Raw genomic sequence first — 18,050 nt, 5'->3', positions numbered from 1 at the left:
TTGTTTTTTGAAGAAAAATGTATGCGTTTCATGTTGACAATGATAATCCTTATCAATTAAAGTAGAATAGTAGTTAATGATTATCATTATCAATTAGAGGTGAAGAAATGAAAAAATCTATTACGCTATTTACAGCGATTTTATCTATTTTTTTCTTGTTAATAGGTTGCAGTGCCAAAGGGGAAGAAAAAGCGTCTGCAACCAAAACAGAAAAAGGAAAAGAAAAAATCGAAATTACCGATCTGTCAGGGAGAAAGGTAACATTCGATAAAGTACCAGAAAGTTTTGCAACATTAAGTATGGGGGACATGGATATTATTCATGCTTTAGGTGGAAAAGTAGTAGGTCGTCCGGATACGAAATTAACTCTTCCAGAGGAGTTAAAGAAGGCAAAAGTAATCGGGAATGCACATCAACCGAATTTTGAGCAAATTGCTAGTTTAAAGCCCGATGTACTTGTTGCTAACAATGGATTCCAAAAGAACGTGCCAACGGTTGAAGGACAAGGAACGAAAGTAATCATTTCTTCTGCGAATTCTGTACAAGATATTCAAAAGAATATTGAATTATATGGAACGGCAATGAAGAAAGAAGATAAAGCAAAAGAACTTAATCAAAAAATCAATAATCAAATGAAGAAATATGAGAAAAAGAGCGATGTGAAAGCATTGCTAGTGTATGGTGCACCAGGTACTTATTTAGCGGCATTACCAACATCTTTATCAGGTGATATTTTAGAAAAAACAGGCGGAAAAAATATTGCTTCTGATTTTCCAGAAATGAAAGAATATCCGCAATATGCACAGCTAAGTGTAGAACGTATTATTGAGGCGAATCCAGATGTGATTTATTTAATTACACACGGAGATCCAACAAGTGTGAAAAAAGCATTCGAAGGCGAAATGATGAAAAATGAAGCGTGGAAAAATTTAGATGCAGTAAAACAAAACCGCGTAGTTATTTTGCCACCTAATTTATTTGGATCTAATCCTGGGACAAAAGTTACAGAAGCAATGGACTTTATGTATAAAAGTATACAAGATGTAAGGAAATGATACGTATGGAAAGTAGTGAAGTAGTAAGAGAAAAGGAACATCCTTTTGCGAAAAAAAGATGGATAATAGCAGTTACTTTAGTTGTATTAACAATCCTAGGCCTCTTTTACGGTCTTTTCGCAGGAAGTTTATCCTTTTCTGTACGAGACATTCTAACAGGTATACAAGATGAGGGTTCGACAGTACATCGAATTGTATGGGATCTTCGCATACCGAGAGTGCTCGTTGGGTTTATAGTAGGAACATGTTTAGCTGCATCTGGTACACTTCTGCAAGGGGTTATGAGAAACCCTCTTGCAGATCCTGGTATTATCGGAGTTTCATCTGGGGCAGGCCTTGTAGCAATTGTCATCATGATTTTATTCCCACAGCATCTAGCTTTTTTACCACTAGGGGCGTTTTTAGGAGCTTTCATAACAGCGATGGTTATTTATGCTTTATCATGGCAAAAAGGGGCACCACCTTCAAGAATCGTCTTAGTAGGGGTGTCGATCAATGCATTAATTGGTGCAGCAACGTCAGCATTAATGTTATTACATAGTGACAAAGTACAATCCGTGTTACCGTGGCTAGCGGGTGGTATTGGTGGTGTAAGTTGGGCACATTTAAACATGATTATTTATTATGCAATATTCGCCATTATATTAGCTTTCTTTGGTATTAAGCATATTCGAGTGTTAATGCTTGGAGATGAAATGGCAAAGTTATTAGGACATAACGTGGAAAAAAGTCGGTTTTATTTAATCGTAGTAAGTACATTATTAGCTGGAATTGCAGTAAGTGTATCTGGTCTTATTGGATTTGTCGGTCTTGTCGTACCACATATGCTACGTTTATTAGTTGGAAATGATTATAGATATTTGCTACCTTTATCATGCCTTGGTGGCGGTGTATTACTTGTTTTTGCGGATGCAATAGCTCGAAGTTGGTTCGATCCAATCGAATTGCCTGTTGGTATTTTACTGTCCTTCTTAGGTGGTCCGTTCTTCTTATATTTAATTCATAGAGGAGGAAAACAACGTGATTTCCGTTAACAAAGTGTTTTACGCACACTCTGAAAGATTTCAAATGCAAAATATGAATGTACATATTAAGGCTGGGGAAATCGTTAGTTTAATTGGTCCGAATGGATCGGGAAAATCTACTTTGCTTCGTTTAATAGCAAGGCTACTGAAACAAAGCGAAGGGGACATCATTTTAGATGGGAAAAACATTCATATGATGAAGAGTGCTGATGTAGCGAAGCAATTAGCAATGTTACCACAAATGCATGATCATCAATTAGATTTAACAGTGAAAGAACTAATTGAGTTCGGAAGAGGTCCACATAAATCATGGAGTAGCCGCTTAAATAAAGAAGATGAAGAAATTGTTGATTGGGCATTGTCTGTTACAAATCTTGAAGGGTATGAATATCGTCTTTTACATTCTTTATCAGGAGGGGAACGGCAACGTGCTTGGATTGCCATGACGCTAGCGCAACGTACAAATGTCTTATTATTGGATGAACCAACAACCTTTTTAGATATCGTTCACCAGTTGGAAGTAATGGAACTTGTGAAACGATTAAATGAGGAGTTTGGAATGACAATTATAATGGTTTTACATGACATTAACCAAGCTGCTCAATATAGCGATCGTTTACTCGTATTAAAGCGAGGAAAGATTCAGTATGATGGTATACCAGAAGAAGTGCTATGCCATGAAATGTTTCAACATGTATTTGGCATAGATGTAGATATCTTTCAAGGAAGTGACAAGCCGTTTTTTACACCGAAACGAATTTCTAAAAGGGGAGAAGAGCGATGCAAACAGAAGAGCGTATTACCACTGAATTAGTAAGAGAATTTGTTATGGCAGCTCACGGGGATTTAGAGAAAGTACAAGAGCTATTGGTTGAATCGCCAAGCTTACTTCACGCCTCTTATAATTGGGGTGGATCAGATTGGGAAAGTGCGTTAGGGGCATCGGCACATGTAGGTCGTAAAGATATTGCTCTTTATTTACTAGAAAAGGGTGCTCGGATGGATATTTTTGCAGCAGCTATGCTTGGTGAATTAGAAGTTGTACAAGCTATTTTAGTAGCTCAACCAGAAGCATTGCGTGCATCTGGTCCTCATGGCATTTCTCTTCTTCAGCATGCACGAATGGGTGGAGAGAAATCTAAGCGTGTATATGATTATTTAGCAATACTATCTTAATGAACTAAGGAAGTTCTTATGTGCGGTAAACTTTTCACTTGACACAATTGAAAAGTTTACCGCCCGTTAGAACGGGATAAGTATCTAGTATATTTGAAAATCCTACACCCCCTCAACTGTAGTTTTCTTAATACTAGTTATGATATGGATGCAGTAGACAAAATTTGTCTACTGCTTTTTTTAGTCGTTGAGAATGAATATTCTGTATTTTATTGTGGGTTCATTTATCCCGCTATTTGCGGGCAGTAAGACTCCCGCCTCAAAATTCAGCTAGAGCAAAGAAGTTAGACGGGAGATCCACTGCCCGTAAACGCTCGATTGGTGAGGGCTGATAATCAGTGGGGGTGAATAAAATTCCCCACTGATTAAAGTTTCACTTTATAATTAATAGTAACATTTCGTATGCAAACAAAACATGATCGTGAAATTAAGAACAAATTAGTGGAAAGGAGTGCAGGCATGTTTCATACAGATCGTTTACAAATTCGCAAATATACAATGGATGATTTACAGTTCTATGCTTCACTATGGGGGAACGAGAAGGTAATGCGCTATATTGGAAATGGGACGTTAAAAACATATATACAGTGTAAAAAAAGTTTGGAGGAGTGGGTCATTCCTAGCTATAAAAACGGTCTCGGTTTATTTGTATTGATTGAAAAGGAAACGGGAACAAGAATTGGTCATGCAGGGCTGGTAAAGCAGCAGATTGATGGAAAAGAGGAAATTGAAATTGGTTATTGGTTACTTCCTCAGTATTGGGGAAAAGGGTATGCAAAAGAAGCGGCGGCAGCATTTCGAGACTACGGTTTCCAAGCATTACGAATGAATAAATTAATTTCTCTCATTAACCCGAATCATCCCGCCTCAATATTTGTTGCTAGAAAGACAGGGCTCAGCTATGAGAAAACAACTTTATTTCATGGGATGGATGTTCTTGTTTATTCCATTAAACGTGTCGGATGAAAAATTACTTTTTTAAAGGTAAATTGCATTTTTTGAAGAATGGTATATGAAAATAAAGGGGGGATTACATGTACATTTATCATAATGGACTTATTATTCGTGAGGGAACGAGTAGCGTACCAGCATATGCAATTAAAGCATTGTTTGAAGATGCCGGTTGGAGTAATGATAATATCCCTTCTTGGCAAATTGAAAAATTTACGATAGCATTTGAAAATTCAACATGGGCTTTCACAATTTGGGATGAAGAAGAGATGATTGCAATGGTTAGGGTCATTTCGGATGGAATTATGATCGCGAACATAGTAAATTTAGTTGTGAAGTGTGAATATAGAGGGAAGGGATTAGGTAAGAAGCTTGTAGCTCTTTGTTTGCAAAAACTTCCCCACGGTGACTGGTTTGCGCATACATCTGCGAACAATTTTGATTTTTATAGAAGTTGTGGATTTGAAGTTAGAGAGCTATCGAGAAATGGAACATGTGCGTACTATGGATATCAAGCCGCGAAAAGAGATGGTCACCGATAAATGAACGGAAAGTAAAAAAGTATAGCGAGGTAATTTTGAGACTTTTGATAATAGAGAATGGATTGAGGCTCTTTTTATGATAAAATGAAAGAAAATTCCGTTTATTATTAGGGGGATAAAAATGAGTATAAAAGTTGGGGATGTATTTAAATATGAAAGAAGATTTACTGAGGAGGAAGTTTTTGAATTTGCAAATATTACAGGTGATAAAGGTAGACACCATATGGAATACGATGAAAACGGAAGACTAATGGTTCATGGTTTATTGACTGCTAGTATCGGAACAAAGGTGGGCGAAGAGTTACATTACATAGCAAGAGAATTAGTAAGTGAGTTTATTAGACCAGTTTTTACAGGAGATACGATCACTTGTGAATTAACTTTAACAAATATTGAGCAAATGGAAGGTTATAAAAAAGTTTCAATCGAGTCAGTTTATCGCAATCAGCATGAAAAGACGGTACTAGTTGGGACAAGTTATGGAATTATAAGGGGATAAAAAAAGAAGCCTGTTAATCAGGCTTCTTTTTTATTATTTAGTAAACACGTTTTCGATTTTCCGCATAACTAGAGATAAGTAATAATGCAGTTTCTTCTCCTATATTACGAACAATATGAGGAACGCATGCATTCCATGAGAAAGAATCACCTTCTTCTACAATTGCAATATCTTCACCGTGCTGAACTTCTAGTTTTCCACGTAATACAAGGTGACATTCTTCCCCTTCATGGGCATTTGGTGAGTTTTCTTTCGGGAATCCAGTAGGGATTTCTACTAAAGATAGGCGAAGCCCCCCTTGCTCCGCAACATGCTCAATTCTTTGCTCATCTTTGCCGTATACACTGTATTTCCGTTCTTCTTTTTTGACAATTTTTAAGCGATCTTTTTGTTCTAATAATAAATAGGGAAGGGGAACATTTAAAAAATTGGAGATCGTTTCTAAAGTTGAGATAGATGGTGATGTCTTATTATTTTCAACCTGACTCATAAAGCCTTTAGAAAGACCTGTTCCCTCACAAATTTGTGCAATTGTTATGCCTCTACGTTGACGAATTTCACGTATTGCAGAACCAATATTCATAAAATCAAGCTCCTTTTTGTAAACAACTATTTGTATCATAGCAAAAAAAATATATTTTTTCCCAGTGAAAATGAATTGACGAATAAAAAAAATTAGTGTATGTTTTGTAATGTAAATAAAAGTTTTGTATAAGGAAACTATAAAGGAGAGAATGAAATGAATCAACATATTGGTAACTTAATTATTCGTATCGTGTTAGGGGTAACATTCTTCATGCACGGTTTAACAAAATTCCAATCAGGAATTGACAATATTGCAGGGTGGTTTACAAGCATTGGTTTACCAGGAGGACTTGCATACGGTGTAGCAACATTTGAATTAGTTGGAGGTCTATTATTAATTCTAGGTTTAGGTGTAAGATATATTGGATTATTATTTGCACTTGTTATGGTTGGAGCAATCGTAAAAGTGAAATGGTCAACTGGTTTATTGGGAGATGGAAAAAATCCTGGTTTCGAATTAGAACTTGCATTATTAGCAATGGGTGCATACTTATTTGTTGCAAAAGCTGATGGTTTTGTAGATAATTTCTTAAAAGAAAAAATGTCAAAGAAGAACTAATTTAAATGGGGGGGCTAACAAGATGAGTTTTCAACTTCATCCCGATACAACACTTGATGTTGTTCATTTATACGTATCTAATGTAAAGAAATCACTAGAGTTTTATACGGAAGTACTAAGTATGAAGGTGCTAAAAGAAGAAGAAGCAGTTGTTACATTTGGGAATGAAAATGATGAACCACTTCTTATCATTGAAGAAAAGAAGGAAGCCTTTCCGAAGCAAAGAGGAAGAACAGGGTTATATCATTACGCAATTTTATTACCAAATAGACAGGATTTAGCGAATGTTCTTCGTCATCTTGTAGAAATGGTATATCCGCTACATGGCGGAGCCGATCATTACTTTAGTGAAGCCCTTTATTTAGCTGATCCAGATGGAAACGGAATTGAAATTTATCATGATCGACAAAAAGAAGTTTGGCGTGATGAGAATGGAGAACTCCCATTTGTTAGTAACCCGTTAGCTGGTGAAGAATTATTACAGCAAGGAAGTACATGGAGTGGATTTCCAGCTGGTACTGTGATGGGGCATATTCATTTCCATGTAGCTGATTTAGAGGAAGCGAAACGTTTCTATGTTGATGGTCTTGGTTTTGAAGTAACGATCCCAGCTCGTAATGGAGCGTTGTTCGTATCTGCAGGTGGTTATCATCACCATATCGGTTTAAATACATGGCAAGGTGAAGGGGTACCACCGCAAATGCCAGGTTCCATTGGTTTGAAATATTTCACAATTGTACTAGTGGATGAAAAACAAAAAGAGCAAGTATGTGAAAGCTTAAAAAATATTGGCAAGATTGCTACGTACAAAGATGGAATATTACAAGTCGAGGATCCATTTGGACATTGTATCCATTTCAAAATAAAAGGAGAAGCCTAAAAAGGCTTCTCTTTTTTATTTTCTTATAATTGCTTTTTCGTTTTGTAAAAATAGCTCATCAAATTGTTTTGCAAGCTCAAAATCTAGTTTCGTTAAACCTTTTGCATTCCAAGATGACAAAGTAATAATAACTGCTTTATACTGGATAAGGATAAATGGATGGTGATTATGTTCTTCTGATAGTTTGGCGGCTTCAGAGACAAATTCGACTCCTTTTAAGTAGTCGGAAAACATATATTTTCGTTCAATCCATTTCTCATCTTTTACCATCCATTTATCTACCTTCAATAATTCCTCGTGAACTTCTTCTTCAGTTAATCGTAGCATCATTTTTCACATCCTTTACTGGAAGTAACGCAAGACCATTGTTAATAAGGCGTGTTACAGCTTCGTCAGTTGTGAAAGTAGAAAGTTGTTGTAGTAATGCTGCTGATGTTTCATGCCCTTTGTTATGCTCTAAAAGTAACTCTAATACTTCAAGGCGCAGCAACCATTCTTTCGCATAAAATTTATTTAATACTTCTTGAATTGCTACTAATTGATCGATATGAGCGTCGTGTAAAATCCCCTCACTTCGAATATCTCGCACTGTTTGATACATACGTTCAAGTTCATTCAGTACAAGTGGAGCAGGAATTTCTTGAACTTCTTCATCCATTGGGAAAAATGCTGCGGCATCTGCGGCACCTGGGAATACTGAAGTGATTTGTGAGCCAACAGCCATATCAAATGCGCCCCATGAAGCATCAAATAAGACGCGGGCGTTATAAGTAACTGTGCAATCGATAAAGGAAATAAGAGCAATTTTCGTATCGTTTTTTACAATATCTGTTACTGTTCCTTTTACATGAATACCACTTGCAAAAGTAAACGCAGCGATATTTCCAATTGTAATTCCTAATGATTGTAGTTGTTCGTCTGTGCAGTTTTCTAATGCAATATTTTCAGTGAGTAATCCAATCGGTGTTCCAAATCCGTCACTGTGTACAGAAGTAGAATGATTTGCTAACTGTTTATTATGAAGCGCTAATGCCGTTGGCGAATTTGTTCGCATGTAAATTAATTCACCTGCATCGTTTTTAATTGTCTCGCTAAATGTACCTGTAATTTGTAATCCACTATTTAGCTCAGCTGTTGCATAGTTCTCAGAGCGAATTGCTTTTTCTAAACCTTCTTTTCCACCTGTTTTAAAGGCCATTGTTTTAGAAAATGTTTCAAGCGCATCTGTTAGCTCTTCAAAGGATTCACAAACAAATAGTTGTGGTTGCATTTTTGTTACGTCATAAGTTGTCCCTGTACATGCTTCAATAGAAAATGGAACTTTTTCTACAGCGTCTGTTAAGCAATGTTTGCTTTCGCCAACAGAAGAAAGGAGACCAGCACCATATATTTTTGGATCATCTATGTTTCCAATCAATCCGTATTCTACTGTCCACCAGAAAAGACGTGAAATTTGTTCAGCTTCTGATAAACCAGAAACTAAGTTTTGTTTTTCAATTACAGCATTTTCAGCAGCCTTAACTTCATCAGGAGTAGAAGTAGGGCTTTCTTTTACTATTGTTAATGTACGAACAGCTTCAAATGCATCATGTTCTTCTTTTGTAGAGAAAGCTTTTGCACCAATTTGCCCAAAACGTTTCACATATTTTGCATATGTAGGATCAAGTAAAATCGGTGCGTGTCCTGCGGCTTCGTGTACGATATCTGGAGCTGGTGTGTACTCGATATTTTCTACTTTCCGAATATCTGTTGCGATCGGTAGTAGTCCGTGTCCTTGAAAATCGAAGAATGCTACGCCGGGAATAAGTCCGTCAATCGTTACAGCGCCCCAGCCACTTGGTGCCAAACACTCATTCATGTCTTCTACTTTTGGAATTGCATCTATATTAATACCAGATGATTGTAGTCCGTTCACATAGGCTGGATGAGCAACGTCTTTTAAGAAGCTATGATTTTGTCTCATAATATAACGCCACACAGCGTGATTCACCGGTGTGTATTGATCATAATGTTGTGTGGATACGAATGGTTTTAAATGCGATGGAATTTCTGTTTTCTTTGTCATTTAGACATCCTCCTTTTTTTCAATAAAATTGAATATTGATTTCGTATAGCTTGTATCACCTCCTTTCATTTTTTGTAAGCGCTTATAAAATTTTATCATAAGATTCGGAATTATTTAACATTTGTTTCTGTGAGAAATAGAAAAAGCCCCTATCGGAAAATCCGATAGGGGCGAAAGAATCGCGGTACCACCCTATTTGTAAGTGAAAATATACTTACATCTCAATTAATGATAACGGAAAAATTCCGTCTTTTCCTTCATGCAGAAAAGCACTACGAAAAAGAAGCTCCAGAATTGTAATTCATACTTATATATGTGCTAATTTCCACCGACCATTAGCTCTCTGTAACAGGGATATAAGATACTACTGCGATTCTTTCAACGCGTATATATGAAATTGTGTAAGAGGATGGACGCAAAAAAGTCCCTATCGGAAAATCCGATAGGGACGATAAAAATCGCGGTACCACCCTATTTGTAAACAACTAATTGTTTACCACTCACTTTAAGATAACGGAAAGATCCGTCTTTCTCTTCATGCATAAAAAGCATTACGGGAAAGAAGCTCCAGAATTGTAATTCACGCTTGTATATGTACTGATTCGCACCAACCATCAGTTCTCTGAGACAGTGATATAAGTCGCTACTAGTATTCCTTCAAAGCCGATATATAATTCGTTCAACTAAACTATGTTTTGTATTATAAAACTATATTTAAAAAATTGTCAACATAAATTTTTTATCCCATGTTAACGAGCAGTAAAACTCCTACCTCAGAATTCGGTGGGAGTAAAGAAGTTAGATGGTAGACTGACTGCTCGTAAACCCTGATTGGTGAAGGCTAATAATCAGTGGGGATGAACGAAATCTCCACTGATTAAAGTTTCACTTTATTTCACTTCTAAATTAACATTTAAATTAGAGGTATTGCCAGCTGCATCAGTTGCTACAATGTGAATAGTATTTTTTCCTTTTTGTAATTGAGTGCGATTGAAATAAATGTCATAGCTTTTCTCCCAAGGGTTCAGGAATGCCTGTTCCCATACACCATTTCCATTAATTTCATATTGCATTCTCACTGGAATACCAGGTGCTATCCAACCAGATTCTGACATCCAATCTAGTAGAATATCATCAACTTTTCCTCTAATTACGAGATTTTCTTGGTCAACCTCGTGTGTTAACTTAGGTGCAGTTCGATCAAGAAATACAGCAGCTGTTTGCTTTGTTTCTCCGCCAGAATTAGAAGCAACTGCTTCAATTTGATATAGCCCGTCAGCTAAAGGAGTGCCATCTGCTTTTGTACCATTCCATTTGAAAGGTTTATACCCAGGAGTTGCATTTTTAGCTTGATGGATAATTCCTTGATACGTTACACGTTCTTTCGTAACTAAATTTGCATGCAATGTGACATCATCCACAGGCGCAACTAAATAGTAGTTGATGAGATTATCATCTAGTACGTGGTCGCCATTTGGGCTAAAAGTAGAATTAATAATTTCAAGTCCATCGATACGTTTATAATCTTTAGGATCGATACTAAATGTGAATGGAATTCGAATTTCTTCTTTTGCCCCTTGTTCTTTTACATATACATTTCCAGTATACACACCTTGTTGTAGTGAGCTATCTACAGTGATAGTAAATGGTTTTTCGGTACTACTATTCGGTTGTATGCTAATCGATGAAGGGACAGAAGCTTTTACTTTTGTTTTTGTGTTTGCATCTAGTAATTCTACACGAGTTGAAAAACTTTTCTTTTTACTAGAAAGGTTTTGTAATGTAACATTTTGCGTCAGTTTTACTTTTCCGCTATTGGGCTTAATAAGACCAAAGCTGACATTGTTAGGTTTTACTAATATATTTGTTTGAGTTGCTTTCGGAATGTTAATTAAACCAGATCCTTGTGCCATAACAGGGTATGTATTTTCATTGACATCATGTAATGTTTTTGCATTGTTGGCAAGAGCCGCTTTCAATTGTTCTGTCGTCCAATTAGGATGCATTTGACGCAAGAGGGCAACCGCTCCAGCTACTTGCGGAGCAGCCATACTTGTTCCGTTATGCGATTCATAGCCGCCTCGCGGTACTGTACTAGTAATTTGTACTCCAGGTGCAACAACATCAGGCTTTATTAGCCAACTTCCTTGTGATGGTCCTCTTGAACTAAAGTTACCGATAAGTTCGGTTTGCTTTGGTTGTCCGATTTTTATATTTTTCTTTCGTTTTGTAATTAAAGTTTTTAATTCTTCCCCATTTGTATTGGATAATTGTATTACTGGGACAGCTAGATGTTCACGTGAAAAATATTCCGGCATCATATTAATTTCTTTTTCGCTAGAGATTAATAACACACCAAGTGCACCAGCTTGCTTCGCTTGTTCTGCTTTTACTAATGTACTAGAAGTACCTTGTAAAATAAGTGCGAATTTCCCTTTCACATCTTGTTTTGCATAATCACCTGAATTGCCATAACCAACATATACAAGAGGGGAATCATTTCCTATTGGAAAATCGGATTTTGATAACGGTAACCCTTGATATGTTTTGCTGGAACCAGCTACTTGGAATGTTGGAAACGGGATAGAAACTGTAGATGCTCCAACAGAAATGACACTACTTGCGTTACCGGGAGCATCAACAGACCAAGGTTTTGGTCCGTCATTTCCATTTGAAACGACAGCAGTAACACCAAGTTTCGCTGCTCGTTCTAACGTTAATGTTACAGGCTGATCAGGTACATTTAAATCCTGCCCAAGGGAGAGGTTTAACACATCCGCACCATCTTGAATCGCTCGCTCAATCCCTTGGATAATATCATCTGTTGTACCAGTTCCACCGTCATTCATTACACGATAGGCTAGAATAGAAGCGTTTGGAGCAACGCCTTTAATTTTTCCGTTACCCGCAATAATTCCAGCTACATGAGTACCATGTACGTTACCATCCATTGGATCGTTATCTTCATCAACCGTGTCATATCCACCGATATAATTTGCCTTTAAGTCAGGGTGTGTATAGTCTACGCCAGAGTCGATAATGGCTACTTTCATGCCTTTTCCATCAAGCGGTTTGCCAGATGGATCTTTTAAATTCCACGCTTCAGGTGCACCAATTGTCGGTCCACCGATATTTGGTGCTTCTTCGTTAGTAGCACTTTTTGATGTTTCATGCAATTTATATGTTAAGTTCGGATAGACTGCTTTTACTTCAGGTAAAGAGGCAAGAGAGGTAATTTGATCTCCAGGAACTGAAATAGAGAATCCGGAAAATAAGGTATTATACACTTCTTTAATTTTTGCACCAGGTGCTTTTTCTTTTATTTTCTTAGTCGTATCTTCTTGTGCTTTTTTTAGTTCAGCATGATAAGACTGCGCATTACTATTTTGTAAATCTGGAGCATGCTGAATATTACTTTGAGCAGCGAGAGGAGCATGTTGCAATTCTACAATTACTGATATTTCTTTTGTTGTTTTCGTTTCAACATTTTGAGCAATTTTATGTTCTCCCCACTGTTCAATCGTTGTTTTTAATTGTGGACTAAATTGCGTCTCCTTTTGTAGTGATTCAGCATGAGCGCTTAAAGCTCCAAAACTAGAAAAGACAAGCGCCATACTTAATAGTGTAGATGTAGTTTTTTTCATTGATACTCCCCCTAATAAAAAAGTGCCAATATTCAGAAGTGAAATTTTACATTGTAGTCGAAAATTATAAATGTAAATGTTGGCTGAACTATACTTTCGACATAATTCATACCAATCCTCTATGAATTGAAAATTGCTTGGGAAATTTTTTCTGATTATGTCGAATCGATATTTTTCACATATTGTAGGGAGAAAGTGAGGAATGCTATGAGGAAAATGGAGTGATGGTATGAAAAGGCTAATAGTAATTGGTAGTGTAGTGTTGTTTATGTTTTTATGTTCTATAACTATTACTAGTGCAGAAAGTAGTAGTGTGAAAGTTGCTTTTATTCGTCATCATAATCTTTGGATAAAAGTTGATGGAAAAGAAATACAAATTACAAAAGGAGAGTACATAACAGGGCCAAAGTGGTCACATGATGGAGAGTGGCTGGCATATGTAAAAGGAAAGAAACAAAGTATGCTTGAGTTATATCGGCTAAAAGATGGAAAAAAAGTTATACCGTCGCACTCAGAAATATCGAATTATAAATGGTCACCAACAGAAAATATAATTACATTTATATTTGCAGGTACATTAAATACATTTGACGTTGAAAAAAAGAATGCAGATTTTGAAAATGTATCAGCGGGTGTAGGCGATTATGCATGGTACCCTGATGGAAAGAAGTTTCTTGTATCCTCTGAAGCACATTTACTTCCAACAGGGTGGACAGGAGCTCAGCTATATGAAGTGCAAAAAGATGCAAATAAAAACCCGCACAAAATGAAGCATTTGTATGCATTACCAAATGAACATGATGATTTTCTAGCGCTAGTTGCAAGTGGGTTTAAGTGGTCACCAGACCAAAAGTGGATTTCATTTTTAGCGGTACCGACAGCTTCATGGTCAGCTGATAGTAATACACTTTGCTTAGTTCGAGCAGACGGTAGTCGGTTTGAAATAGTAGATCAAATGCTATTAAATACACAATGGTTCAAATGGGCGCCATCAAAAAATATATTGGCTTATATTGAAGGGAGCGGGAGAGTTGCATTAGAGAATAAACATTTAAAAATAAAAGAACTGCCAGCACTCCAGCAGCAAACATTTACGCCGAAAGGATATGTCGATTGGGATTTTACATGGAAGAACGATAATGTAATTATCGTTTCACGAGCAAAAGAGGGAGGGTTTGAAACTCTGCCAGAAAAAAGGCCATTCCCATCTTTATATGAGATAAATAGCACAAGCGATAAACAATATCAAATTACAAAGTCATCTAATAAGCAAGGCGATTATCATCCAATTTTCATGAAGAAGAGCAATCAATTAATATGGATACGTTCAAATCGTAAGAAAGCTGATATATGGCTAGCTCATAGCGATGGAAAATATGAAAAGAAATGGATTGAAAATGTAGATGTACCAGAGTGGTATTATGAGAAATGGAATTGGGAAAATATTATCTCGGTGAAAGAAGAATAAAAAAACTGCCTAAAAGATCATTTTAGGCAGTTTTTTATTGTTATTTATGTGTTTTATTTGGCTTTTTTTTCGCTGGGTTTCCGTTCCCTTGGCGCTTTCTATTTTGTTCATCTTTTGCTTGTTTTTCATGTAGTGTATCTAAAAATTCATTCGAGTTACTCATGTTTATATCTCTCCTTTCATTTTGTCATGATTACTATAACCATTTAGGAGTATAATCATGAGTTAGAAATTAGGCACTTAATTTTCTTCGATAATGTAAGTAAAATATTCCATACATAACAAATAGCATGAGTAAAACTTGTATCTCTACATTTTCTTTTAAAAAAGCTGCGATAGGGTCTGGTAAGTACGGTGATTTATCGTTTGTGCTTAAACCTAACCATTTATTTAAGAGGCTAATGGTACAAAATATAAAAATACCGGACCAGCTTGCCGTAATTGCTTTTTGTTTAATTTTTGTTTCACGTCCATCATCTGTAATCCAAGGATTAGCAGTTTTATCACTACTAAAGAAGCCGTTTATATATCCCCATACAATCATTCCAATAAAGACAATTATCCATTTCATATATGTAATTCTCCTTTCGATGTAAAAAGTATTTTACATGTTATATTGTAATATTTTACAAATCTAGTGTCAAACCTTTTTTACATATCGGTTTTCATACAGCAGGAATAAAGAATGCAATAGGGAAGAAATATGTGTGAGGATTTTTATAGTAAGAGGAGGCTGAATATGAAACTTGTTTTTGTTCGGCATGGTGAAGGTGAACATACAACGGATTTACCGGAAAGCTTGCAAGTGTTTGACCCACCATTGACGAGGGTAGGAAAGGCTCAAGCTAAATTACTTCAACGTGATGTATCATTACAAGAAACGGATATATTAATTGTTAGCCCTACACTTCGAACTTTGCAAACAGCGACAATATGGAGTGCGAAATGTAGTTGTCAAAAAATCGTTCATCCATATGTATCCCCGCGTATTTTTCCTTATCGAGAAGGCGCGAAAACATTACCATGCGATCGCATAGTAGATCAGGATATGATAAAAAAGTTATTTCCACATTTTTCGATAGAGAAAAGCTCAAATAATCAGTTATGGAAGGAAGGTATAAACACTATTTCAGAGAATAGTTTTCAGCAAATAGTAGATGAATTTCTTCTTTGGTGTTATGGACTGGGTGCTGAAAGAATTTGCATTGTATCTCATGATGGAACAATTACAGCATATAGACAATATTTACAGAAAGTCGTTTTAACTAGATCAGATTTTTTGAAAGAAACAGGTATATATGAAATGGATTTATCCCATAAAAGTCTGATTGATAAGGGCTGATTATAGAATGGGGGTTGTATGTTGAATATTGCATTAGTAGTTGGTTTTAATTCGGATTTAGAGGCGCAATCAATCCGAGCATCTCTTGAATATTTTGGTGCAAGGGTTGTGACATATTGGATTGGTAGACCGAAAGATTTTGTGGAAGTTCTTTCTGGAAAGAACTTATTTAACGATATTAATTATATTATTTTTTGCTTTCATGGTGAAGAAGGGAAGTTTGTCATGGAAGAGTTAGGCGAAGAAGTATATGAACAAGATGAACCGAGAGGGTATTTTGGTGCAGCAGAAATTTATAAATATGCAAAATTGCATAATACATATATTGTAAATAGCGGGTGCAAGTTAGGGGAGCAAAATCTAGCAAAATCTTTTTTACATAGTGGTGTGAAATCATATATTGGATCGATTAATTATGTAGATGGAAATGCAGCACTTATGTTTACTATACGCTTATTTTATGGGGTTATTAATCATGGGAAAACGTTAGAAGAAGCGTTTCAAGAAGCGAGTTTAATTGATGAGGAGACACATACATTTCGATTCTATAATTAGTGTGAAACACGTTTATTCTATATTCGAATAAACGTGTTTCACATTTAACTCACAATTTTTTTACATTTTTTTCAATGAAAATGATTATCACCTGTGGTATGATATGTTCAAGTTTTTACAGGTAATAAAAGTTACTATATAAACGTTAGTTTTTAATGTTTCATACACATGTCATGAATTATTCATAATTAACGTTTTAAAAATAAGTAACTAATGTTATTATATTAACTGTAACTAACTTAATTACAACTTTAGGAGGAAGATATGGTTATTCAATTTTTAAGAGAAAACAAAGCAGTTTCTTTTGTATTAGCAGTAATTCGAGTATATCTTGGTTACACATGGTTAATGGCTGGAATCGGTAAACTACAAGGAAAAGGATTCGATGCAACAGGTTATTTGCAAGGCGCAATTGAAAAATCTAAAGGCGCACAACCGGCTGTTCAATCTTGGTGGGCATCATTCTTACAAGAGTTTGCAATTCCAAATGTAGATTTGTTTAATACGCTTGTAACATGGGGAGAAATTTTAGTCGGAATTGGTTTAATTGTAGGCTGTTTAACAAAAACAGCGGTCTTTTTTGGTCTTGTAATGAACTTTTCCTATATGTTTAGTGGGTCAATTGGTGTGAACCCTGAGATGGTTATCTTATCTATGTTTGTTCTTGTTGCCGGTATGAACGCTGGGAAATTTGGAATGGATGGCTTCGTTATCCCGAAAGTATTAGGATCAAAAACTCAAAAACGCCAAAAGCAAGCTGCTTAATATATGAAAACGGGTATCTCACAATGAGATACCCGTTTATGTTATTTTTCAACTTTGATCGGATTGTTCTTAAAGAAGTCTTGTACATACCCGACAAATTCTTGTGGTTCTTGGCGAAATGGTGCATGATAACCTTTTTCAATAATATGTAAAGTGCTATTTTTTAAGAATTGATGATACGTTTCTCCTTCTTTCCAAGAAACGCTACTATCATTTCTGCCCCATATAATTAAAGTTGGCTGTTTCATTTCATTCGCATTAATTTTAAGACGTCTAGGCCATAGTTTCATTTTGTTATAATGTTCTTCATCATTACGTTTGAATTTCACTTTGCTCTCATCATAATCTGTAATAGAAGAAACGGCATTTAAATCAGTCGACAATTGTGGTTTTGGTGAGCCTTGTTTATTAACGAATGTATGAGGGCCACCTGTAGCATCAGTTAAAATAAGGTGAGTAACTGCTTCAGGATATAAATATGTTAAATTTAGAGAAATTTCTCCCCCATGGAATGCCCCAGTATTGCGAATGAATCATATCCTAGTTTTTTCATTAATTTATAATACAAATTTGCATGAGTTGGAAAAGAATAATAAAAATCCATTGGCTTAGATGAGCGCCCGAATCCTAAAGCGTCTACAGAAATAATTGTATGATCTTTTGCTAAATCGGAGTAAATCTTTTGAAAACCATCTGATGACCCTCCAAAGCCATGAATCATAAGTAAAGGTGGCTTTTCATTACCAATCTTTTTAAAGTAAATGGTTTGACCATCTATTTCTACCATTTTTTCCTCGGTAGCTAGTTTCGCTGTAATTGTATTTTTAACTTGCTTTACTTGTTCTACTGGCTTTTCTGCTGCACTACATCCTACTAATAGTGTAAGAGTAAGACAACCTACCATAAAATAGCTAAATCGCTTCAATTAGGTGTCTCCTT

The 18,050-nt window shown here is 35.9% G+C and carries 19 protein-coding genes, 1 pseudogene and 2 other annotated features; of the genes and pseudogenes, 13 read left to right on the top strand and 7 right to left on the bottom strand.

The annotated features are described in order from the left end of the window. The first annotated feature begins 107 nt into the window (after positions 1-107). The 7 genes from JFU02_RS13165 (at position 108) to JFU02_RS13135 (ending at position 5,248) form a co-directional block, all read left to right on the top strand. Positions 108-1,055 (top strand): ABC transporter substrate-binding protein, encoded by a 948-nt coding sequence (locus tag JFU02_RS13165; protein WP_000748479.1) that lies wholly within the window; start codon positions 108-110, stop codon positions 1,053-1,055. Between the two features lie 5 nt (positions 1,056-1,060). Next, the gene (locus JFU02_RS13160; RefSeq protein WP_002082127.1) at positions 1,061-2,089 is read left to right on the top strand and encodes a FecCD family ABC transporter permease; all 1,029 of its coding nucleotides are present in this window, start codon (positions 1,061-1,063) and stop codon (positions 2,087-2,089) included. Then, the gene (locus tag JFU02_RS13155) at positions 2,076-2,894 is read left to right on the top strand and encodes an ABC transporter ATP-binding protein (protein ID WP_000626530.1); all 819 of its coding nucleotides are present in this window, start codon (positions 2,076-2,078) and stop codon (positions 2,892-2,894) included. The genes JFU02_RS13160 and JFU02_RS13155 overlap by 14 nt, the downstream gene beginning before the upstream one ends. After that, on the top strand, positions 2,861-3,256 hold the full coding sequence (locus JFU02_RS13150; protein ID WP_001192766.1) for an ankyrin repeat domain-containing protein: 396 nt from the start codon (positions 2,861-2,863) through the stop codon (positions 3,254-3,256). The genes JFU02_RS13155 and JFU02_RS13150 overlap by 34 nt, the downstream gene beginning before the upstream one ends. 402 nt (positions 3,257-3,658) lie before the next feature. Next, positions 3,659-4,222 (top strand): GNAT family N-acetyltransferase, encoded by a 564-nt coding sequence (locus JFU02_RS13145; protein WP_003307847.1) that lies wholly within the window; start codon positions 3,659-3,661, stop codon positions 4,220-4,222. A gap of 68 nt (positions 4,223-4,290) precedes the next feature. Then, the gene (locus JFU02_RS13140; protein WP_097889067.1) at positions 4,291-4,749 is read left to right on the top strand and encodes a GNAT family N-acetyltransferase; all 459 of its coding nucleotides are present in this window, start codon (positions 4,291-4,293) and stop codon (positions 4,747-4,749) included. A gap of 121 nt (positions 4,750-4,870) precedes the next feature. Continuing rightward, on the top strand, positions 4,871-5,248 hold the full coding sequence (locus tag JFU02_RS13135; protein WP_000025008.1) for a hotdog family protein: 378 nt from the start codon (positions 4,871-4,873) through the stop codon (positions 5,246-5,248). A 37-nt stretch (positions 5,249-5,285) separates the two neighbouring features. On the opposite strand, the gene JFU02_RS13130 is transcribed toward JFU02_RS13135, so the two are convergent. After that, positions 5,286-5,831 carry a helix-turn-helix domain-containing protein gene (locus JFU02_RS13130; protein WP_001020693.1) on the bottom strand — a complete coding sequence of 182 codons (546 nt, stop codon included), beginning with the start codon at positions 5,829-5,831 and terminating at the stop codon, positions 5,286-5,288. A gap of 156 nt (positions 5,832-5,987) precedes the next feature. Here JFU02_RS13130 and JFU02_RS13125 point away from each other — a divergent pair, with 156 nt between their 5' ends. Beyond that, positions 5,988-6,392 (top strand): DoxX family protein, encoded by a 405-nt coding sequence (locus tag JFU02_RS13125; RefSeq protein WP_201071120.1) that lies wholly within the window; start codon positions 5,988-5,990, stop codon positions 6,390-6,392. A 22-nt stretch (positions 6,393-6,414) separates the two neighbouring features. Continuing rightward, positions 6,415-7,272 (top strand): VOC family protein, encoded by an 858-nt coding sequence (locus JFU02_RS13120; protein ID WP_000009837.1) that lies wholly within the window; start codon positions 6,415-6,417, stop codon positions 7,270-7,272. Positions 7,273-7,287: 15 nt separating this feature from the next. Here JFU02_RS13120 and JFU02_RS13115 read toward each other — a convergent pair whose 3' ends face one another. The 3 genes from JFU02_RS13115 to JFU02_RS13105 form a co-directional block, all read right to left on the bottom strand. Beyond that, positions 7,288-7,602, bottom strand: coding sequence for a 4a-hydroxytetrahydrobiopterin dehydratase (locus tag JFU02_RS13115; RefSeq protein WP_000979537.1), 315 nt, complete (start codon positions 7,600-7,602; stop codon positions 7,288-7,290). Beyond that, a complete protein-coding gene (locus tag JFU02_RS13110; protein ID WP_061666277.1) occupies positions 7,583-9,337 on the bottom strand; it encodes an aromatic amino acid hydroxylase in 1,755 nt (584 codons plus the stop codon). The genes JFU02_RS13115 and JFU02_RS13110 overlap by 20 nt, the downstream gene beginning before the upstream one ends. A 163-nt stretch (positions 9,338-9,500) precedes the next feature. Further along, positions 9,501-9,728: a binding site (T-box leader), on the bottom strand. 50 nt (positions 9,729-9,778) lie between these two features. Beyond that, positions 9,779-10,007, bottom strand: a binding site (T-box leader). A gap of 220 nt (positions 10,008-10,227) precedes the next feature. After that, positions 10,228-12,981 carry a S8 family peptidase gene (locus tag JFU02_RS13105; RefSeq protein ID WP_097888672.1) on the bottom strand — a complete coding sequence of 918 codons (2,754 nt, stop codon included), beginning with the start codon at positions 12,979-12,981 and terminating at the stop codon, positions 10,228-10,230. Between the two features lie 229 nt (positions 12,982-13,210). Between JFU02_RS13105 and JFU02_RS13100 the strand changes: the two genes are divergently transcribed. After that, positions 13,211-14,449, top strand: a complete 1,239-nt coding sequence (locus JFU02_RS13100; protein WP_000825711.1) for a TolB family protein — start codon at positions 13,211-13,213, stop codon at positions 14,447-14,449. A 40-nt stretch (positions 14,450-14,489) separates the two neighbouring features. Here JFU02_RS13100 and JFU02_RS13095 read toward each other — a convergent pair whose 3' ends face one another. Continuing rightward, positions 14,490-14,612, bottom strand: coding sequence for a DUF4023 domain-containing protein (locus JFU02_RS13095; RefSeq protein WP_000071866.1), 123 nt, complete (start codon positions 14,610-14,612; stop codon positions 14,490-14,492). Positions 14,613-14,681: 69 nt separating this feature from the next. Beyond that, a complete protein-coding gene (locus JFU02_RS13090; protein WP_201071118.1) occupies positions 14,682-15,020 on the bottom strand; it encodes a phosphoglycerate mutase in 339 nt (112 codons plus the stop codon). A 168-nt stretch (positions 15,021-15,188) separates the two neighbouring features. Between JFU02_RS13090 and JFU02_RS13085 the strand changes: the two genes are divergently transcribed. The 3 genes from JFU02_RS13085 to JFU02_RS13075 all read left to right on the top strand — a co-directional run bounded on the left by JFU02_RS13085 (position 15,189) and on the right by JFU02_RS13075 (position 17,111). After that, positions 15,189-15,791 carry a phosphoglycerate mutase family protein gene (locus tag JFU02_RS13085; protein ID WP_000779740.1) on the top strand — a complete coding sequence of 201 codons (603 nt, stop codon included), beginning with the start codon at positions 15,189-15,191 and terminating at the stop codon, positions 15,789-15,791. An 18-nt stretch (positions 15,792-15,809) separates the two neighbouring features. Further along, a complete protein-coding gene (locus JFU02_RS13080; protein ID WP_097888670.1) occupies positions 15,810-16,346 on the top strand; it encodes a delta-aminolevulinic acid dehydratase in 537 nt (178 codons plus the stop codon). A 264-nt stretch (positions 16,347-16,610) separates the two neighbouring features. Next, on the top strand, positions 16,611-17,111 hold the full coding sequence (locus tag JFU02_RS13075; protein WP_000236608.1) for a DoxX family protein: 501 nt from the start codon (positions 16,611-16,613) through the stop codon (positions 17,109-17,111). A 41-nt stretch (positions 17,112-17,152) separates the two neighbouring features. On the opposite strand, the pseudogene JFU02_RS13070 reads toward JFU02_RS13075, so the two are convergent. Next, a pseudogene (locus tag JFU02_RS13070) lies at positions 17,153-18,036 on the bottom strand (alpha/beta fold hydrolase). Between the last annotated feature and the right edge of the window lie 14 nt (positions 18,037-18,050).

This window comes from Bacillus sp. TH13 (genome assembly GCF_016651175.1).
GTDB classification, from domain to species: domain Bacteria; phylum Bacillota; class Bacilli; order Bacillales; family Bacillaceae_G; genus Bacillus_A; species Bacillus_A thuringiensis_S.
The sequence above is the reverse complement of the archived record's forward strand: the minus strand, read 5'-3'. Positions and strand labels throughout refer to the sequence as shown.

Coding starts and splice junctions, on each gene's coding strand:
- JFU02_RS13130 (WP_001020693.1), bottom strand. CDS start 5,831: ATGAATATTGGTTCTGCAATACGTGAAATTCGTCAACGTAGAGGCATA.
- JFU02_RS13135 (WP_000025008.1), top strand. CDS start 4,871: ATGAGTATAAAAGTTGGGGATGTATTTAAATATGAAAGAAGATTTACT.
- JFU02_RS13075 (WP_000236608.1), top strand. CDS start 16,611: ATGGTTATTCAATTTTTAAGAGAAAACAAAGCAGTTTCTTTTGTATTA.
- JFU02_RS13115 (WP_000979537.1), bottom strand. CDS start 7,602: ATGATGCTACGATTAACTGAAGAAGAAGTTCACGAGGAATTATTGAAG.
- JFU02_RS13095 (WP_000071866.1), bottom strand. CDS start 14,612: ATGAGTAACTCGAATGAATTTTTAGATACACTACATGAAAAACAAGCA.
- JFU02_RS13085 (WP_000779740.1), top strand. CDS start 15,189: ATGAAACTTGTTTTTGTTCGGCATGGTGAAGGTGAACATACAACGGAT.
- JFU02_RS13080 (WP_097888670.1), top strand. CDS start 15,810: ATGTTGAATATTGCATTAGTAGTTGGTTTTAATTCGGATTTAGAGGCG.
- JFU02_RS13120 (WP_000009837.1), top strand. CDS start 6,415: ATGAGTTTTCAACTTCATCCCGATACAACACTTGATGTTGTTCATTTA.
- JFU02_RS13110 (WP_061666277.1), bottom strand. CDS start 9,337: ATGACAAAGAAAACAGAAATTCCATCGCATTTAAAACCATTCGTATCC.
- JFU02_RS13140 (WP_097889067.1), top strand. CDS start 4,291: ATGTACATTTATCATAATGGACTTATTATTCGTGAGGGAACGAGTAGC.
- JFU02_RS13145 (WP_003307847.1), top strand. CDS start 3,659: ATGCAAACAAAACATGATCGTGAAATTAAGAACAAATTAGTGGAAAGG.
- JFU02_RS13090 (WP_201071118.1), bottom strand. CDS start 15,020: ATGAAATGGATAATTGTCTTTATTGGAATGATTGTATGGGGATATATA.
- JFU02_RS13160 (WP_002082127.1), top strand. CDS start 1,061: ATGGAAAGTAGTGAAGTAGTAAGAGAAAAGGAACATCCTTTTGCGAAA.
- JFU02_RS13100 (WP_000825711.1), top strand. CDS start 13,211: ATGAAAAGGCTAATAGTAATTGGTAGTGTAGTGTTGTTTATGTTTTTA.
- JFU02_RS13105 (WP_097888672.1), bottom strand. CDS start 12,981: ATGAAAAAAACTACATCTACACTATTAAGTATGGCGCTTGTCTTTTCT.
- JFU02_RS13165 (WP_000748479.1), top strand. CDS start 108: ATGAAAAAATCTATTACGCTATTTACAGCGATTTTATCTATTTTTTTC.
- JFU02_RS13150 (WP_001192766.1), top strand. CDS start 2,861: ATGCAAACAGAAGAGCGTATTACCACTGAATTAGTAAGAGAATTTGTT.
- JFU02_RS13125 (WP_201071120.1), top strand. CDS start 5,988: ATGAATCAACATATTGGTAACTTAATTATTCGTATCGTGTTAGGGGTA.